Annotated in this window: 15 protein-coding genes; 1 reads left to right on the forward strand and 14 read right to left on the reverse strand. The window is 72.0% G+C overall.

Annotation, left to right across the window (positions count from 1 at the left end; translation table 11 throughout):
- The 6 genes from ABT288_RS14810 to ABT288_RS14835 form a co-directional block, all read right to left on the reverse strand.
- Positions 1–173 (reverse strand): transposase (locus tag ABT288_RS14810; protein ID WP_351607103.1); only part of this gene is annotated, 173 nt, incomplete at its 3' end.
- A 215-nt stretch (positions 174–388) separates the two neighbouring features.
- Entirely contained in the window at positions 389–1,348 is a 960-nt protein-coding gene (locus tag ABT288_RS14815) for an L-tyrosine/L-tryptophan isonitrile synthase family protein (protein WP_351606898.1), read from the reverse strand.
- 150 nt (positions 1,349–1,498) lie between these two features.
- Positions 1,499–2,761 carry a cytochrome P450 family protein gene (locus tag ABT288_RS14820; RefSeq protein ID WP_351606900.1) on the reverse strand — a complete coding sequence of 421 codons (1,263 nt, stop codon included), beginning with the start codon at positions 2,759–2,761 and terminating at the stop codon, positions 1,499–1,501.
- 11 nt (positions 2,762–2,772) lie between these two features.
- The gene (gene asnB, locus ABT288_RS14825; protein WP_351606902.1) at positions 2,773–4,599 is read right to left on the reverse strand and encodes an asparagine synthase (glutamine-hydrolyzing); all 1,827 of its coding nucleotides are present in this window, start codon (positions 4,597–4,599) and stop codon (positions 2,773–2,775) included.
- A 17-nt stretch (positions 4,600–4,616) separates the two neighbouring features.
- Positions 4,617–6,068, reverse strand: a complete 1,452-nt coding sequence (locus ABT288_RS14830; RefSeq protein ID WP_351606904.1) for an MFS transporter — start codon at positions 6,066–6,068, stop codon at positions 4,617–4,619.
- 131 nt (positions 6,069–6,199) lie between these two features.
- Positions 6,200–6,379, reverse strand: coding sequence for a hypothetical protein (locus ABT288_RS14835; RefSeq protein WP_351606907.1), 180 nt, complete (start codon positions 6,377–6,379; stop codon positions 6,200–6,202).
- A 204-nt stretch (positions 6,380–6,583) separates the two neighbouring features.
- Between ABT288_RS14835 and ABT288_RS14840 the strand changes: the two genes are divergently transcribed.
- Positions 6,584–6,817, forward strand: a complete 234-nt coding sequence (locus tag ABT288_RS14840) for a heavy-metal-associated domain-containing protein (RefSeq protein ID WP_351606909.1) — start codon at positions 6,584–6,586, stop codon at positions 6,815–6,817.
- Between the two features lie 66 nt (positions 6,818–6,883).
- Here ABT288_RS14840 and ABT288_RS14845 read toward each other — a convergent pair whose 3' ends face one another.
- From ABT288_RS14845 to ABT288_RS14880, 8 genes are all read right to left on the reverse strand, one after another.
- Positions 6,884–7,702 (reverse strand): ABC transporter ATP-binding protein, encoded by an 819-nt coding sequence (locus ABT288_RS14845; protein WP_351606911.1) that lies wholly within the window; start codon positions 7,700–7,702, stop codon positions 6,884–6,886.
- A complete protein-coding gene (locus ABT288_RS14850) occupies positions 7,699–8,772 on the reverse strand; it encodes a FecCD family ABC transporter permease (RefSeq protein WP_351606914.1) in 1,074 nt (357 codons plus the stop codon). The genes ABT288_RS14845 and ABT288_RS14850 overlap by 4 nt, the downstream gene beginning before the upstream one ends.
- Before the next feature lie 2 nt (positions 8,773–8,774).
- On the reverse strand, positions 8,775–9,854 hold the full coding sequence (locus ABT288_RS14855; protein ID WP_351606917.1) for an ABC transporter substrate-binding protein: 1,080 nt from the start codon (positions 9,852–9,854) through the stop codon (positions 8,775–8,777).
- Between the two features lie 184 nt (positions 9,855–10,038).
- The gene (locus ABT288_RS14860; protein WP_450856669.1) at positions 10,039–10,653 is read right to left on the reverse strand and encodes a sigma-70 family RNA polymerase sigma factor; all 615 of its coding nucleotides are present in this window, start codon (positions 10,651–10,653) and stop codon (positions 10,039–10,041) included.
- Positions 10,654–10,832: 179 nt separating this feature from the next.
- Positions 10,833–11,531 (reverse strand): hypothetical protein, encoded by a 699-nt coding sequence (locus ABT288_RS14865; RefSeq protein WP_351606922.1) that lies wholly within the window; start codon positions 11,529–11,531, stop codon positions 10,833–10,835.
- A 170-nt stretch (positions 11,532–11,701) separates the two neighbouring features.
- Positions 11,702–12,184 (reverse strand): copper chaperone PCu(A)C domain-containing protein, encoded by a 483-nt coding sequence (locus ABT288_RS14870; RefSeq protein ID WP_351606924.1) that lies wholly within the window; start codon positions 12,182–12,184, stop codon positions 11,702–11,704.
- A 35-nt stretch (positions 12,185–12,219) separates the two neighbouring features.
- A complete protein-coding gene (locus ABT288_RS14875; RefSeq protein WP_351606926.1) occupies positions 12,220–14,508 on the reverse strand; it encodes a heavy metal translocating P-type ATPase in 2,289 nt (762 codons plus the stop codon).
- Positions 14,508–14,753 carry a hypothetical protein gene (locus tag ABT288_RS14880; protein ID WP_351606928.1) on the reverse strand — a complete coding sequence of 82 codons (246 nt, stop codon included), beginning with the start codon at positions 14,751–14,753 and terminating at the stop codon, positions 14,508–14,510. The genes ABT288_RS14875 and ABT288_RS14880 overlap by 1 nt, the downstream gene beginning before the upstream one ends.
- Positions 14,754–14,877 lie beyond the last annotated feature (124 nt).

The following is a 14,877-nucleotide window of genomic DNA, read 5'->3' on the forward strand; positions in this document are numbered from 1 at the left end:
GCCCACGGTCCGAACTCGGAGGGCATCTCGCGCCACTGGGCGCTGGACCGGAACCGCCAGATCACCCCCTCGAACTGCTCCCGCAGCCGCTCGGGGTACGGACCGTACTCGCCTATCGGCAGGTACGGCTCGATGAACTCCCACTGCTCGTCGGTGAGTTGCCTACGTGTCACACCCAGCGTCCTACCAGGTCCTGTCCCCGCACGGGACCAGAACCCGAAATTGATCACGACCTCACACAGGCCCTAGTGGCAGGCGGCCCCGGGGGACCCGGCCACGGCCCAACAGCAGCCAGCGGTCGGTCCACCAGCGCCCCCGCCGCCGCTTCTACCGTCACGATCGCGAGCGACATACAGCCGCGCCTTGTCGGGGTTGCGTCGGGGCACCGTCACTGAACCCGAGACAGACACGCCATCCCGTTCTGGTCGAAGTGACTGGCCCTGCCGTCCTGCTGTACCAGTCGTCCCTGTCGGGCAGCCCTTGCCCTGGGAACGAGGGTCCACGTGCCGTCCGTGCGGCGCAGGGCGGCGGAGTGCCAAGGAGTGGTCCACGCGTCCGGGGCGTCGAGGAGGCGGATGCCGAATTTCGGGGCGCCGATGGGCTGGGGATGGATGGAGAGGCGTACCGCGCGGGGGTGGTGTTCGGCGATCAGGGTGCCCCAGGCGCGGCTGCGCTGGATGACGCCGTAAGCCCGTTGTCGGCATGCGCGCTGGAGGGCGGAGCGGGTGCCGGTCCAGTCGGCGGTGTCCTCGATGAGGAAGCGGGTGATGCCCCGGTAGAGGGCCAGGGCCTGGTCGTCGGCGCAGGTCTCGGCGCGGAGAGCCTCCAGGGTGGGGGCGTAGCGCTCGTGGATGTGGGCGCGTTTCGTGTCGTGCGGGAGGTCGCCGAGGACGTCGCGGAGATCGAAGACGGACAGTCTGTGGAGGCCCATCCGGCCTATCTGTGTTCGTAGGTCGTCGGCGTAGGCGTCGATGTGGTCGTCGGGGACACCGATGAGGTCGCCGAAGACGTGGCCGTCCGAGCAGATGATCAGATGGGCGCCGGGCGGGTAGATCCGCTCGATCCGGGTGCACAGGGTGTTCAGGAAGGTCAGAGAGAGGCGTTCGCCCTGGTCGGGGAGGTGACCGAGGACCTTGGCCGGGTTGGGGGACTTGCAGGGGAAGCCGGGCAGGGTGAAGACGACAGGCGAGCCGTCGCGTACGAAGGTGGAGATGCGCCGCAGTTGGTGCGGGAACGCCTCGGCTGTCGCGGGGGGCCGGTCGCTGGTGCGGTGGTGGGGCAGGAGCAGGTTCAGGATCTGGGTGCCGATGCGGGTGGGGAGGGTGTCCGGCGCGGTCGTCAGGGGCATGTCGTTCCTCCTGGGGTACGAGGGCGTACGAGGGCACGTCGACATGGCGCCGTGGCGGGAGTGGAAGCCAGGCGCCTGGGGTCGGTGGGAGTGGGTCAGCCGGGGCCGGGTCGGCCGGTGCGGCCGGGCCCGGTCAGCGGTACGTCGGTGTCAGAGGCGGTGGTCGTAGCCGACGGGGAGGTGGTTGGTGCCGCGGCCGAGGACGGCCGGGATCCACTCGATGTCCTGGTCTCTGTCGGCTGGATGGAGGCCGGGCAGGCGGGCCAGGAGTGTGCCGAGGGCGATCTGGAGTTCGGCGCGGGCGAGGGCGGCGCCGGGGCAGAAGTGGATGCCGTGGCCGAAGGCGAGGTGGGGGTTGGGCGAGCGGTCGAAGTCGAGAGTGTCCGGGTCGGGGAAGCGGCGCGGGTCGCGGTTGGCCGCGCACAGGGAGACGATCACCGAGTCGCCGGCCGGGATCTCCGTGCCGTGCAGGTCGCTGTCCTTGTCGAAGAAGCGCCAGGTGGTGAGCTCGAAGGCGCTGTCGTAGCGCAGGAGTTCCTCGACGGCGCACGGCAGCAGGTTCGGGTTGTCGCGCAGGCGGGCGAGCTGGTCCGGGTTGCGGAAGAGGGCGATCAGGGCCGTGGTGATCTGGTTGGTGACCGGCTCCTGGCCCGCGACGAGGAGCTGGAAGATCATCGAGTCCAGCTCCTCCTGCGACAGTTCGCGGCGGTCGCGGGCCACGACGAGGCGGCTGAGCAGGTCGTCGTCCCAGTGTTCACGCTTGTGGGCCACGACATCGGCGATGTAGCTCTGCAGGCCGTGCAGGCGGGCCTCGTAGAGGGGGCGGCCGGGGTCGGTGGGACCGACCGGCTGGACGACCTTGCCCCAGTCGCGGTCGAAGCGGGCCGCGAGTTCCTGCGGGAGGCCGATGACTTCGGCGAGGACCTGGAAGGGGAAGTGTGCGGCGAATCCGGTGACGAGGTCCGCGGGGCCGTGCTCCGGCAGGGCGTCGACGAGGGCGTCGGCCAGTTCCTGGAAGCGGGGGCGGAGCTGCTCGATGCGGCGTGGGGTGAAGGCGTCCGTCACGAAGCGGCGCATCCGGGTGTGCTTGGGCGGGTCCTGGTGAAGGAGGTGCACCTGGAGCTGGGAGTGCTGCGGCTCGGGCATGATCGAGGCGCGGGCTCGCCAGCGGTCGTTGCCGCGGTCGTGGTTCTTGCCGAGGCGGTCGTCGTTCAGCGCGGCGTGGGCGGCGTCGTAGCCGGTGACGAGCCAGGCTTGGACGCCGCTGGGGAAAAGGACCCGGTGGACGGGGCCGGCCTCGCGCATCTGCTCGTACAGGGGGTAGGGGTTGCTCTTGTAGGGGCAGCCCATCAGCGGCACGGGGTCGGGCAAGGCGGCCGGGTCTTGGACTGGCTGCTGTTCCTGGAGGGTCATGGGGAGGCTCCTCAGAGGGCGAGTTCGGGCCGGTAGTGGTCCAGCCAGAGGGCGAGGTCGACGATGCGTTCGAGGCGTAGGCGGTGGCCCCACTCCAGTCGGTCGGGCGGGGTTTCGAGGCAGGGCTTGATGCGGGTCTCGTCGGCGAGGGCGCGGACCTGTTCGGTGGCGAGGGCGTCGCGGGCCAGCTGCTGCAGGCCGCGGTTGTAGTCGGGGTGGTGGGTGGCCGGGTAGTGGTTCTTGGGGCGGTGCAGCACCGAGTCCGGAGCGAGGCCGGCGCCCATGGCGCGCAGCAGGCTCTTCTCCCGTCCGTCGAAGCTCTTCAGCGCCCAGGGGGTGGTGAAGGCGTACTCGACGAGCCGGTGGTCGCAGTACGGGACGCGGACCTCCAGGCCCTGCGCCATGCTGAGGCGATCTTTGCGGTGCAGGAGCTGGCGCAGCCAGCGGGTCAACGACAGGTGCTGCATCTCGCGTCGGCGGTGTTCGGAGGGGCTCTCGCCGTCCAGGTGCGGTACGGCGGCGAGCGCGGTGCGGTACGTGTCGTCGCGGAACTCACCCATACGCAGGTCGAGTTCCGGGTTCAGGGGCATGGCCGCCTCGTCGCCCGTCACCAGCAGCCACGGGAAGGTTTCCGCTGCCAGGGCCTTCGGGTTGTGGAACCAGGGGTAGCCGCAGAAGACCTCGTCGGCCGCCTCGCCGGAGAGGGCGACGGTGGAGTGCTTGCGGATCTCGCCGAACAGCAGGTACAGCGACGTGTCCATGTCGCCGACACCGATGGGTGAGTCGCGGGCCACGACGACGGCCTTGCGGTGCTCGGGGTCGAGCAGGGCGCGCGGGTCGAGGACGACCGTGCTGTGGTCGGTGCCGATGAATGCGCCGGCCTCGATGGCATAGGGCGTGTCGTGGCCGGTGCGCAGGACGTCGCCGGTGAACTGTTCCGCCTGGTCGCTGTAGTCGACGGCGTAGGAGCGGATGCGGGCGTCCGGGCCTTCGCGCCGGCGCAGTTCGTCGGCGAGCAACGCGGTCAGGACCGTGGAGTCGATGCCCCCGGACAGCAGGCTGCACAGCGGGACGTCCGCTTCGAGCTGGCTGCGGGCTGCGGCACCGACCAGGCTGCGGATCCGCTCGATGGCCGTGTCCTGGTCGTCGATGTGGTCTGTAGCCTCCAGCTGCCAGTAGCGGCGTTCAAGGATGCCGCCCCGGTCCAGCACGAGCACGCCGCCCGGCTCGACCTCCCTGACTCCGGACCACACCGTCGGGCCGGTGTTGAACAGCAGGCTGTACGCCTCCCGCAGCCCGTCGGCGTCCACGCGGGGCCGTATCCCGGGGTGGGCGAACAGGGCCTTGGGCTCGGAGGCGAAGGCGAGGCCGCCGTCGACAGTGGCCCAGAACAGGGGCTTCACCCCGAGCCGGTCGCGGACCAGGAGCAGTCGCTGGGCGCCCTCGTCCCAGACGGCGAAGGCGAACATGCCCTCCAGGTGCTCGGCCACCGCCTCGCCCCACTCGGCGTACGCGCGCAGCACCACCTCGGTGTCGCTGCGCGTGCGGAACGCATGGCCCCGGGCGCGCAGTTCGGTGCGCAGTTGGTGGTGGTTGTAGACCTCGCCGCTGTAGGTGAGCACGATGTCCGGCTGCTCGGGCCGGTCGGTCATCGGCTGTACGCCGCCTTCGAGGTCGATGACGGCCAGGCGTCGGTGGCCGATCGCGGCCCGCTCGCCGAGCCAGACGCCTCCGGCGTCGGGGCCGCGCGGGGCGAGGGTGGCGGTCATGGCCTCGATGACCGGGGCCTGGGGACGGGCGTCGCTGTGGAAGGACGCCCAGCCGGTGATTCCGCACATGGGAAACGACTCCTCGGTCAGTGGTGGTGGGCGGCGGAAGCCGCGTCGGTGGACATCTCGTGCGCGAGCGCCGTCCTGCGTCCTTGCAGTGCGAGCAGGGGTACGGCGATACAGGCGGCGGCTGCCGCCAGGGTCAGCCCGGCGGTCACGCCGTCATCGCCTCCGGCCAGACCCCAGGCGGCGGTGGCCAGGGCCGGGCCGAGGGTGAAGCCGAGGCTGCGGGCCAGCTGTACGGACGAGCCCACGGTCGCCGTGCGGTCCGGCGGGGCGGCGCCCATGACGAGGGCTTGGGTGGGGCCGCCGTTCAGGCCCATGCCGAGGCCGGCCAGCGCCAGCCGCCAGGCCACGTCCACCGGCGACCAGTCACCTCCCAGCGGAACGAGGAGGAGCAGACCGGCGGCGGTGAGGGCGGCGCCGGTGACTGCCACCGGCCGGGCCCCGGTGGGGGTCCCCCCGCGCGAGCGGAGCCGAGCGTGGGGGATGTCGGCGAGGCGCCCGCCGACCGGCCCGGCCAGCCCCATGCCGAGCGGGAAGGCGAGCACGGTCAGACCGGTCGTGGTGGCGCTGACGCCGTCGTCGCGCTGGAGGTGCAGGGCCACGACGTAGTGCATCGCCGCGAAACCGGCCGCCAGCGCCAGCACCGCCGTATGCGCCCGGAACAGCCCCGTCGCCCGTAGCGCGCCGACGACCGGGCGGCCGCCCGGTCCCCGCAGCCACCACCACAGCGGCGGTACGGCGGCAAGCGCGAGCACCAGCCACCCCGGGCTTCCCGACGCCAGGGTCAGCGCCAGCAGCAGGGCGGCCACCCCGGAACCCACCAGCAGCGCATCCGCCGCCGACCGTCGGTCGGGCAGGCGCAGGCTCCCGTCCCTCGGCATCGCCCTCCACGCCACGACCAGGGCGAGCAGGCAGAAAGGGATCTTGACCAGGAAGACGGCGCGCCAGCCCAGGTGGTCCAGCAGCAGTCCGCCCACCGCCGGACCGGTCACCGCGCCGAGCGGGCCCAGCGTCGCGGGCACGCTCATGGCCCGCCCGCGCAGTTCCGGCCGTACCGAACGCAGGGCGAGAACCGGCATCAGGACGAAGAGCACGGCCCCGAACGCGCCCTGTCCGAGGCGTGCGGCGATCAGCCAGGACGCCCAGGGCGCGGCGGCCGCCAGCGCGCTGCACAGACCGAAGCCCGCGGTCGCGACCAGCAGGGCGGAGCGCATCCCGACCCCGTCCAGCCACCTGCCGACAGGCAACAGCAGGGCGACAACGGGCAGTTGATAACCCAGGACCGCCCATTGGGCGGTCGCGGCGGAGACGTGCAGACCGTCGGCGATGTCCGCCAGAGCCACGTTGACGATGTTCATGTCGAGCATCGCCACGAACGACAGCAGGCCGGCCACCGCAACGAGCAGCCAGCGGTCCTCGCCGCCGACGGGTATGTGGCCGGGCTGTCGAGAACCGGGACTGTGGCCTGTCACCGTTGCCGCCCCTCACGGTCGTGGGTGGGCTGCCGGACGGCAGCCTCGTCCCACAAGTCGGGAGGGATCGCACACGAGTTCCCGGGCGCGTCCAAAAATCATGGTGGGCAGGCTGAAACTGCCCGCGCCGATCAGTCGCGGCGGCCGCCGCGTGCCGGCTTGCCCGACACGGCCGACTCCACCAACAGGTACAGGAGCGCGGAGAGGATCAGCCCGGCGGCACAGCCGACAGCCGCGCCGAACGCTCCATCGAGGACGGATCCCAGCCAGCCGTACCCGGCTACGACAACGGCCACGGTGGCTGCAAGCAACGGCCAGGCTCCGCCGTTGATCCGCGCCCAGCCACGCCGGATCGTCCTGGGCTCAGGATCCCAAGGCCATTCCGCGCGGGAGCCGCCGTGCACGTCGCGCCGGAGCCGCGCCATCCGACCGCCCTCCCCCGCAGTGCTCAGCACACCCGCTGCCCGGTGCGTGCCGCGGAGGGTTCCTTCCCTACCGCCGGACATCGAATCGGCATGCCTACGGCCGAACTCCGCGCTCCGCTCAGCCGACTACTGAGGCGACGGCGTCGGCCTGAACGTCCGCGTTCGGGCATACGGAGGTTCTCCGAGGTACCCGGGGTGAGCGAGGTCGTGGTCGACCTCGCCGCCAACGCCGTCACCGTGCACGGCACGGACCTTGAAGACGAGCGGCTGCGCGCGGCGATCGTCGAGGCCGGGTACGGCATCGCCGACTCGATCGCCGCCTGATCCCGGCAGCCGGCCGAGCGGGCAGGACGCGACCGTCGTCCTGCCCGAGCCCGTTCATCAGCCCGTTCATCCCCGGGTGGGCGTCCCCAGCGGCACGGCTGTCGGTGCCTCGTCCGCTGGGTTCCGGTGGTCGAAGGCGATGAGCGGGTCACCGGTCAGAGGATGGTCGACGACCGCCGCGCGCACTCCGAACACCTCCGCCATCAGCACGGGTGTGAGGACTTCCCGCGGCGGGCCGGAGGCGACGAGCGCCCCGTCGTGCAGGACGTGGAGGCGGTCACAGACGGAGGCCGCGGCATTCAGGTCATGCAGCGACACCAGGGTCGTACGGCGCTGGGCGCGCAGGAGGGCGAGCAGGTCGACCTGGTGGCGGATGTCGAGGTGGTTGGTCGGTTCGTCCAGCACCAGGATGTCCGGGTTCTGTGCGAACGCCCTTGCCAGCAGGACACGTTGGCGCTCCCCGCCGGACAGCGCCGTGAAGCGGCGTCCGGCCTGTTCCGCCATGCCGACGTCGGTGAGCGCCTGCGCGACGATGTCCCGGTCGGCGGCGTCCTCCCCGGCGAAGGCCCGCTTGTAGGGCGTACGGCCCATGGCGACGACCTCGCGCACGGTCAGCTCGAAGTCGCTCCCCCGCTCCTGCGGAAGGGCGGCCACGTGCCGCGCCGACTGGAGCGGGGTCATCTCCCGCAGGTCGGTGCCGGCCAGCAGGACCCGGCCGGCGGTGGGCTTCAGGTGCCGGTAGACGGTGCGCAGGAGCGTGGACTTGCCGCTGCCGTTCGGGCCGACCAACCCGGTGATCTCGCCCTCGGCGGCGACGAGGTGGGCGCCCGCGACCACCGTCCGGCCGGCGTAGGCGACGTGCAGGTCCTCGATGTCGAGCCTCAACTGCCGCTCCCCAGGCGCCGGTCCAGCAGATACAACAGGGCCGGAGCCCCGAGCAGCGAGGTGACCACGCCGACCGGCAGCTCCTGGGCGTCCATGGCCGTACGGCACACGATGTCGACCACGACCAGCAGCAGTGCGCCGAACAACGCGGAGAGCGGCAGCAGGCGTCGGTGGTCACCCCCCACGACCAGGCGGCAGACATGCGGCACCATCAACGCGACGAACGCGATCGCGCCGGAAACCGCCACCAGGACACCGGTCAGCACACTGGTGACGGTGAACAGCTCGCGGCGCAGCCGGGTGACGTCGATACCGAGTCCGGCGGCCGTCTCGTCGCCCATCAGCAGGGCGTTCAGGCCCCGGGCGCGTGCCTGGAGCCACAGCAGCGCGGTGGGTACGGCGACGGCGGGGACCGCGAGCAGTTGCCAGTTCGCTCCGCTGAGGCTGCCCATGAGCCAGAACAGCACGCTGTGGGTCTGCTGCTCGTCCCCGGCCTGCAGCACCAGGTAGCTGGTGAACCCGGACAGGAACTGGCCGATCGCGACCCCGGCCAGCACGAGCCGCAGCGGCGCGAACCCGCCACCGCGCCGGGCCACCGCCCACACCAGCGCGAACGTCGCCAGCGCACCGGCAAAAGCCGCCCCGGACAAGCCCAGTCCCAGTGCCCCGCCGGCGCCGAGGCCGAGGACGATCGCGGCGACCGCGCCGAGGGAGGCCCCGTTGGAGATGCCCAGCAGGTAGGGGTCGGCCAGCGGGTTGCGCACCAGCGCCTGGACGGCCGTACCGACGAGACCGAGGCCGGCGCCGACGAGGGCGGCGAGCAGGGCACGGGGAAATCGGAGCTGCCAGACGATGAGGTCGTCCGTGCCGGGGCGCGGAGCCTCGCCGGACAGCCGCCGCCACACCACGCTCCACACCTCGCCGGGCGGGATCGACGTCGAGCCCCAGGCCACGGCGGCCGTCAGCGCGGCCAGCAGTGCCACGGCCAGAACCGCCGCCGGCGGACCGGCGGGCAGGCTGCCGCGCTCCTCCGCAGCCGCGGCTTTCCGGCGCACCCGTGTGAAGGCCACGATCAGGCGACCTTGCCCGGGTAGAGGGTCTTGGCGATGGCCTCGACCGTGTCGGCGTTCTCGACTCCAGCGATGGTGGTCTGCTCGGAACCGATGCGCAGGAAGTGGCCCTCCTTGACCGCCTCCAGGCCCTTGGTGGCGGGGTTCGACTTCAGCCACTGCTCGGCCTCGTCGAACGCCTTCTTGTTCGCCGCCTCGCTGCCGCGGTTGCGGACGCCGAGCTGGATCCAGTCGGGGTTCTTGGCGATGACGTCCTCCCAGCCGACCTGCTTGTAGTCGCCGTCGCAGTCGGCGAAGACGTTGCGGGCTCCGGCCAGGGTGATCACGGCGTTGGCGAGCTGGCGGTTGCAGGTGACGGAGGGCTGCTTCGTACCGGCGTCGTAGTCGAAGAAGAAGTACGTCGGCCGGTTGCTCTCCGCCGTACTACCGACCGCCTTCTGGACCGCGCCCACCTTCTCCTTCATCCCGGCGACGAGTTTCTGCGCCTGCGCACTGGTGCCGGTGACCGCGCCGAGGGAGGTGATGTCGGCCTCGACAGCGGACAGGTCGGTCACCGGGGTCTTGCTCTGGGCAGCACAGGCGGTGGACTTCAGGTAGATGTGCCTGATCCCGGCCGCCTTGAACTCCTCCGCCGTCGGCGCGTCCCCCATCCCACCGCCGCCCATGCTTCCCATGGAGGCGAAGGTGTCGATGTAGAGGTCGGCGCCGGAGCCGAGCAGCTTCTCCTTGGGAATCACGGTCTGGCTGAGCACCTTGACCTTCTGCGCCTGAGCGTCGAGGGCGCCGGGCAGCGTGCCCTTGCCGGGCGGGAAGCCGGTGCCGATCACCTGGTCGCCGACGCCGAGGCGCAGCAGCAGCTCCAGGCTGGAGGCGTTGCTGGTGACGATTCTCTTCGGGGCGCTGGAGAAGGTGGTGCTGTCGCCCATGCAGTCGGTGACGGACACCGGGTAGCCACCGGAAACCGCCTTCCCGGCCTCCCCCGCGTTCCCGTCCGCCGTGTCCTTCCCCCCGCCGCCGCAGCCCGCCACCAGCAGGCCGCCCAGTACGACGGCCGCGGTACCGCCCCACACACGAGAACGCATCGAACAACTCCCGGATCCACTCGGTACACGGGCGAGCCTTCGCCACCCGCTCCAGTAGTCGGCGCGAAGGCGCCTTGAGTTCCCGGCCGGTTGGCGATCCGGCTCAGGTGAACCGCTCCCGGTACTCCGGCGGCGAGGGTGCCGGTGCCGTCCTTCCAGCCGGCACCGGCACCCTCCCGGAGCGTCAGACGGCCAGCGCGGCGGTCTGGCCCGCCTCGTCCAGCAGGTCGATCAACGTCACGCGGGCGCGGGCCACGCGGGAGCGGACCGTGCCGATCGGGCAGTCGCTCACCGCGGCGGCCTCCGCGTACGGCAGGCCGAGCAGCTGCGTGAGGATGAACGCCTCGCGACGGTCATCGGGCAACGAAGCCAGCAGATCCAGCAGGGCGATGCCGTCGTCAAAACCGGGCAGGTCGCAGGGCTGCGCCAGTTCAGCGGTCAGCTGCCAGTCCGGTACGTCGATCAGACGCGGCCGGGCGGCGGCGTACCGGTAGCTGTCGATCACCGCCCGGCGGGCGATGGACAGCAGCCAGACGCGGGCCGAGGAACGCCCCTCGAATCGGTGCAGGCTGCTGAGGGCCCGCAGGAAGGTGTCCTGTGCCAGATCGTCCACCGCCTGAGGATCGCCGCACAGATGGGCGACATAGCGCTGGACGTCCCGGTGCAGGGCGCCCACGAACTGCTCGACCGCGTCCGCGTCACCGCCTCGGGCGGCCAGCGCCCATGCGGTGATCGAGTCGTCGGGCGCTGCCGGTTCATGGCTCTTGGCGCGCGACGTGGGCAGGGCAGAGGTCATCACCTGGTGTCCTTCTCGGGTCAACCGTGATCCGGACCAGGGCGCGCCGAAGCGCGCGGTCCGGTGAAAGTGGGGGAGACGGCCCTACGGCGTCGCTGTGGCGCTACAGCGCCTGTGCGGTCGTACGGCCGTGGCCCGAGGCGCACACGGGCAGCCGGGCAGCCTCGGGAAACCAGCTGTCTTCAGACGACAGCCGTCCCCACCGGCGGACCCCGAGAGGTGATCGCGTGGACGAGAAGGAGGAGGCGCGGCGTCCGGTCCGAGCGGCGGCGCCGCATGTGAACGCGCGGGCGATCGGGGGTACCGGGCAGGGCGAGCAGCAGCCGCAGTGGCGCCGCCAGCCATCCGGCCGTCGCCCGCAGGATCCGGAAGGCGGCCTTCTCGCCGTACGCCAGCCACAGGCCGCTCAGCACCGCGGCGAGCAGGTGGGCGGCGAGCATGCCGAACGACGACGAGCCGCCGTCCATGGAGTGCCCCATGTGGTGCATGGGGCTCATGCCCGTGTGGTTCATGTGCATGGCGCCCATGCCCATGGAGCCCATGCCCATGGAGCCCATGCCCATGGAGCTGTCCATGGACTCCATGCCGCTCATGTCCATGGAGGCCGAGCCGTCGGACGTGCCCGACGTCGACTGGGCGTAGGAGAACGCCTCGTGGAGCACCGTCTGGGCGGCGACCACGACCGTCACGATCAACGGCAGCCCGCGCTCACGCCCCGCCAGAGACCATCCCACGGCACCGGTCACGGCCCCGCCGGCGGCCAGCGCCCACGCCGGCACGTCGCTGCCGGACATCAGGACGTGGCCCAGGGCGGCGAGCAGCACGCACATGGCCGCGAACACCGCGGCCCGTATCGCGCGAGCACACCATCCTGCTGTCATGGTGCCTCATCCTCGCATCCGGACTTCGGTCGTCATGCGTGGGTACGGACATCCACGGGGGACCGTACTCAATCCGCAGGGTGTGATCCAGCCCACGACAACCGGCTGGAACTCGACGACACTCTGCCCCGACGTCTAAGAGAGGATTCCTCCGCCCTCAGAGCGGGCGATCACGGACCGCTGTCGCTCGGGCGGATCACGACCGCGATCGTCTCGACCGGCGCGCTGCGCTCGAAGTGCAGCGTGAACGGCACGAGGTCACCCGGCCGCCAGCCGGCCCCGGCCCGCAGCGTCACGTCCACACCGCGCGGCGACATGGACAACACGCCTCCCGCAGGGACGCCGGCCGAGTCCACGTCCGACTTGTAGGCGGCCCGGCCGCCCAGCATGCGGTGCCCACTGAGGGCGATCCGGCCGTGCGTGGCGGTGGACGTCACGTTCACCAGCCGGTCGTCCGCGCCACCGACGTTGGCGATGCCGAAGAGGGCCGCGGTGTCCGTGCTGTCCCCGTACGGCAGGAGGATCCGCCCGTTCGAGACGGTGATCCGAGCCGGGCTGCCCGCCTTCCCGGCCCCGACCCAGGTCGTCAGCCCGCCCAGGGCGAGGCTGCACGCGGCCACGGGCGCGAGCGCGGCGAGGAGGGTGTCGGTCAACCGACGGCGAGTGGGTCGCCAGGGACTCTGCTCGGTCATCGGGTATGCCTCCGGCTGGGAGCGGGCGAGGGCTGCCAGGCGCGCAGCCGCAGGCTGTTGCCCACGACGAGCAGCGAACTCACCGACATCGCCGCCGCTGCGAGCATCGGATTGAGCAGGCCGACCATGGCGAGCGGCACGGTGACGACGTTGTAGCCGAAGGCCCAGACGAGGTTGGCCCGGATCGTGCCCAGCGTGCGCCGGGCGAGCCGGACCGCGTCCGCCAACGCCTCGATGTCCCCGCGTACCAACGTCACGTCGGCGGCCCCGATGGCCACGTCCGTGCCGCTGCCCATGGCGATGCCCAGGTCGGCGCCGGCCAGGGCCGCGGCGTCGTTCACTCCGTCGCCGATGACCGCGACGCGGTAGCCCTGCTCCTGGAGGTCCCGTACCAGGTCGGCCTTGGCCTCCGGGGTGCAGCGGGCGTGCACCTCGTCGATGCCCAGGGCCGCGGCCACGGCCTGCGCGGGTGCCTCGCGGTCACCGGTGGCGAGCACCGGCCGCACACCGAGGCGCCGCAGCCGGTCCACGGCACGGTAACTGCCGGGCCGTACGACGTCCCCGACCTCGATCAGGGCCTCGGCCACACCGTCCACCCGGACCAGGACGGGCGTGTGGGCGGCGGCCTCGGCCACCGACAGCGCGTCTGCCAGCGCGGTGGGCAACTCGCCGTCGGAGGCGAGGACTTCGACGAGTCGGCCCTCGACCAGACCGCGCACGCCCCGCCCCGGCACGGCGGCGAACTCACTCACGTCCGGCAGCGGCCCCTCGGGGAGTTCCCGCCGGGCGTAGGAAGCGATCGCCCGGCCCAGAGGATGCTCCGAGCCGTGCTCGACGGCCCCCGCCAGCCGCAGCACCCCCTCCCTGCCCAGTCCGTCGGGTACGACCGTGACGCGGGCGACGGTCATGTGGCCGGAGGTGAGCGTGCCGGTCTTGTCCAGGACGACCGTGTCGATGTGCTGGAGCCCCTCCAGCGCCCGGGGTCCGCCGACCAGGACGCCCAGTTGGGCACCGCGGCCGGTCGCGGCCATCAGCGCGGTCGGCGTGGCCAGGCCGAGCGCGCACGGGCAGGCCACGACGAGCACGGCCACGCACGCGGTGACGGCGGCCTGCGGGTCGGCCCCGGCACCGAGCCAGAAGCCGAGACAGGTGACGGCCAGCGTCAGCACGACGGGGACGAAGACGCCTGCCACCGTGTCGGCCAGCCGCTGCGCCCGCGCCTTGCCGGCCTGGGCCTCGGTCACCAGCCGGGTGATCCGGGCGAGCTGGGTGTCGGCACCGACGGCCGTGGCCTTCACCAGGAGCAGCCCGCCGGCGTTGACGGCGCCGCCGACCACCGCCGAACCCGGCCCGACCTCGACGGGCTCGCTCTCCCCGGTGACCAGGGACAGATCCACGGCCGAACTGCCCTCCACCACCTGCCCGTCGGTGGCCACCCGCTCCCCCGGCCGCACGACGAAGACCTGCCCCGCTCTCAACCGTTCGATGGCGATGAGCAGTTCCACGCCGCCTTCGCGGACCGTCACCTCTTTGGCGGCGAGTTGAGCCAGGGACCTGAGCGCCGCCCCGGTCCCGCGCCGGGCCCGAGCCTCCAGGAACCGCCCCGCCAGGACGAACAGCGGTACACCGACGGCCGCTTCGAGATAGACGTGCGCCGCGCCGTCCGAAGCCGAGGGCACCAGAGTGAACGGCATCCGCATGCCGGGCTCCCCGGCACCGCCGAGGAAGAGCGCGTAGGCGGACCAGGAGAAGGACGCCACCACACCGAGCGACACCAGGGTGTCCATGGCCGCCGCCGCATGCCGAAGCCCACGCACCGCACGCACATGGAAGGGCAACGCGCCCCAGACGGCGACCGGTGCAGCCAGCGCGAAGCACAGCCACTGCCAGTTGCGGAACTGCAGCGCCGGCACCATCGACAGCACGAGCACGGGCACTGCGAGCAGCGCGGTGATCAGCAGCCGGTCCCGCTCCTGGCGAGCTTCCTCGGGCTCGGGCTCGCCAGCGTCCTCGCCCTCGCGCGTCTCGGGCTCCTTGGGCGGCTTGGGCGGTTCGGGCAGGGCGGCCGTGTAGCCGGCCTTCTCGACGGCGGCGGCGAGTTCCTCGGGGCTGATCCGCGGCGGGTGGCTCACACGGGCCCGTCCGGTGGCCAGATTGACGGTCGCCGTGACCCCGTCCAGCTTGCCGAGCTTCTTCTCGACGCGCCTCACACAGGCCGCGCACGTCATGCCGCCGACGGTCAGGTCGGTCGTCACCAGGTCGACGGCGACCGGTTCCCCGCCCATCAGTGGCCACCCCCGTGCATGTCCCCCATGTCGTCCGTGCCGCCTCCCCCGCCGGAATCGCCGTCCCCCCGGCTCGTGCCGGTGCCGTGCATGCCGGGCGCGACGGGTCCCGCAGCGGCACCGACGGCGTACGACACCGTGAACACCAGCGCCAGCAGGAGAAGGAATCCGCACAGGGCGGGCGGAGGCACCAGCTTCCGCAACACCGCACCCGCGCCGGAGGAGATTTGCCGGGGCTCGTCCATCAACCGCGTCTCCAGATCACGTCGTACGGTGTCGGTCGGATCGCGCCGTACTGCATCAGGAGTCGGGGCCTCCGGGCATCGAGTTCCGGAGCAACGTTGTGGTCCGCGTCACGTGAGGGACAAC

Source organism: Streptomyces sp. NPDC001093 (genome assembly GCF_040298985.1).
Classification (GTDB): Bacteria; Actinomycetota; Actinomycetes; order Streptomycetales; family Streptomycetaceae; genus Streptomyces.

Coding starts and splice junctions, on each gene's coding strand:
- ABT288_RS14815 (WP_351606898.1), bottom strand. CDS start 1,348: ATGCCCCTGACGACCGCGCCGGACACCCTCCCCACCCGCATCGGCACC.
- ABT288_RS14820 (WP_351606900.1), bottom strand. CDS start 2,761: ATGACCCTCCAGGAACAGCAGCCAGTCCAAGACCCGGCCGCCTTGCCC.
- asnB (WP_351606902.1), bottom strand. CDS start 4,599: ATGTGCGGAATCACCGGCTGGGCGTCCTTCCACAGCGACGCCCGTCCC.
- ABT288_RS14840 (WP_351606909.1), top strand. CDS start 6,584: ATGCCTACGGCCGAACTCCGCGCTCCGCTCAGCCGACTACTGAGGCGA.
- ABT288_RS14855 (WP_351606917.1), bottom strand. CDS start 9,854: ATGCGTTCTCGTGTGTGGGGCGGTACCGCGGCCGTCGTACTGGGCGGC.
- ABT288_RS14865 (WP_351606922.1), bottom strand. CDS start 11,531: ATGACAGCAGGATGGTGTGCTCGCGCGATACGGGCCGCGGTGTTCGCG.
- ABT288_RS14875 (WP_351606926.1), bottom strand. CDS start 14,508: ATGGGCGGGGAACCGGTCGCCGTCGACCTGGTGACGACCGACCTGACC.
- ABT288_RS14880 (WP_351606928.1), bottom strand. CDS start 14,753: ATGGACGAGCCCCGGCAAATCTCCTCCGGCGCGGGTGCGGTGTTGCGG.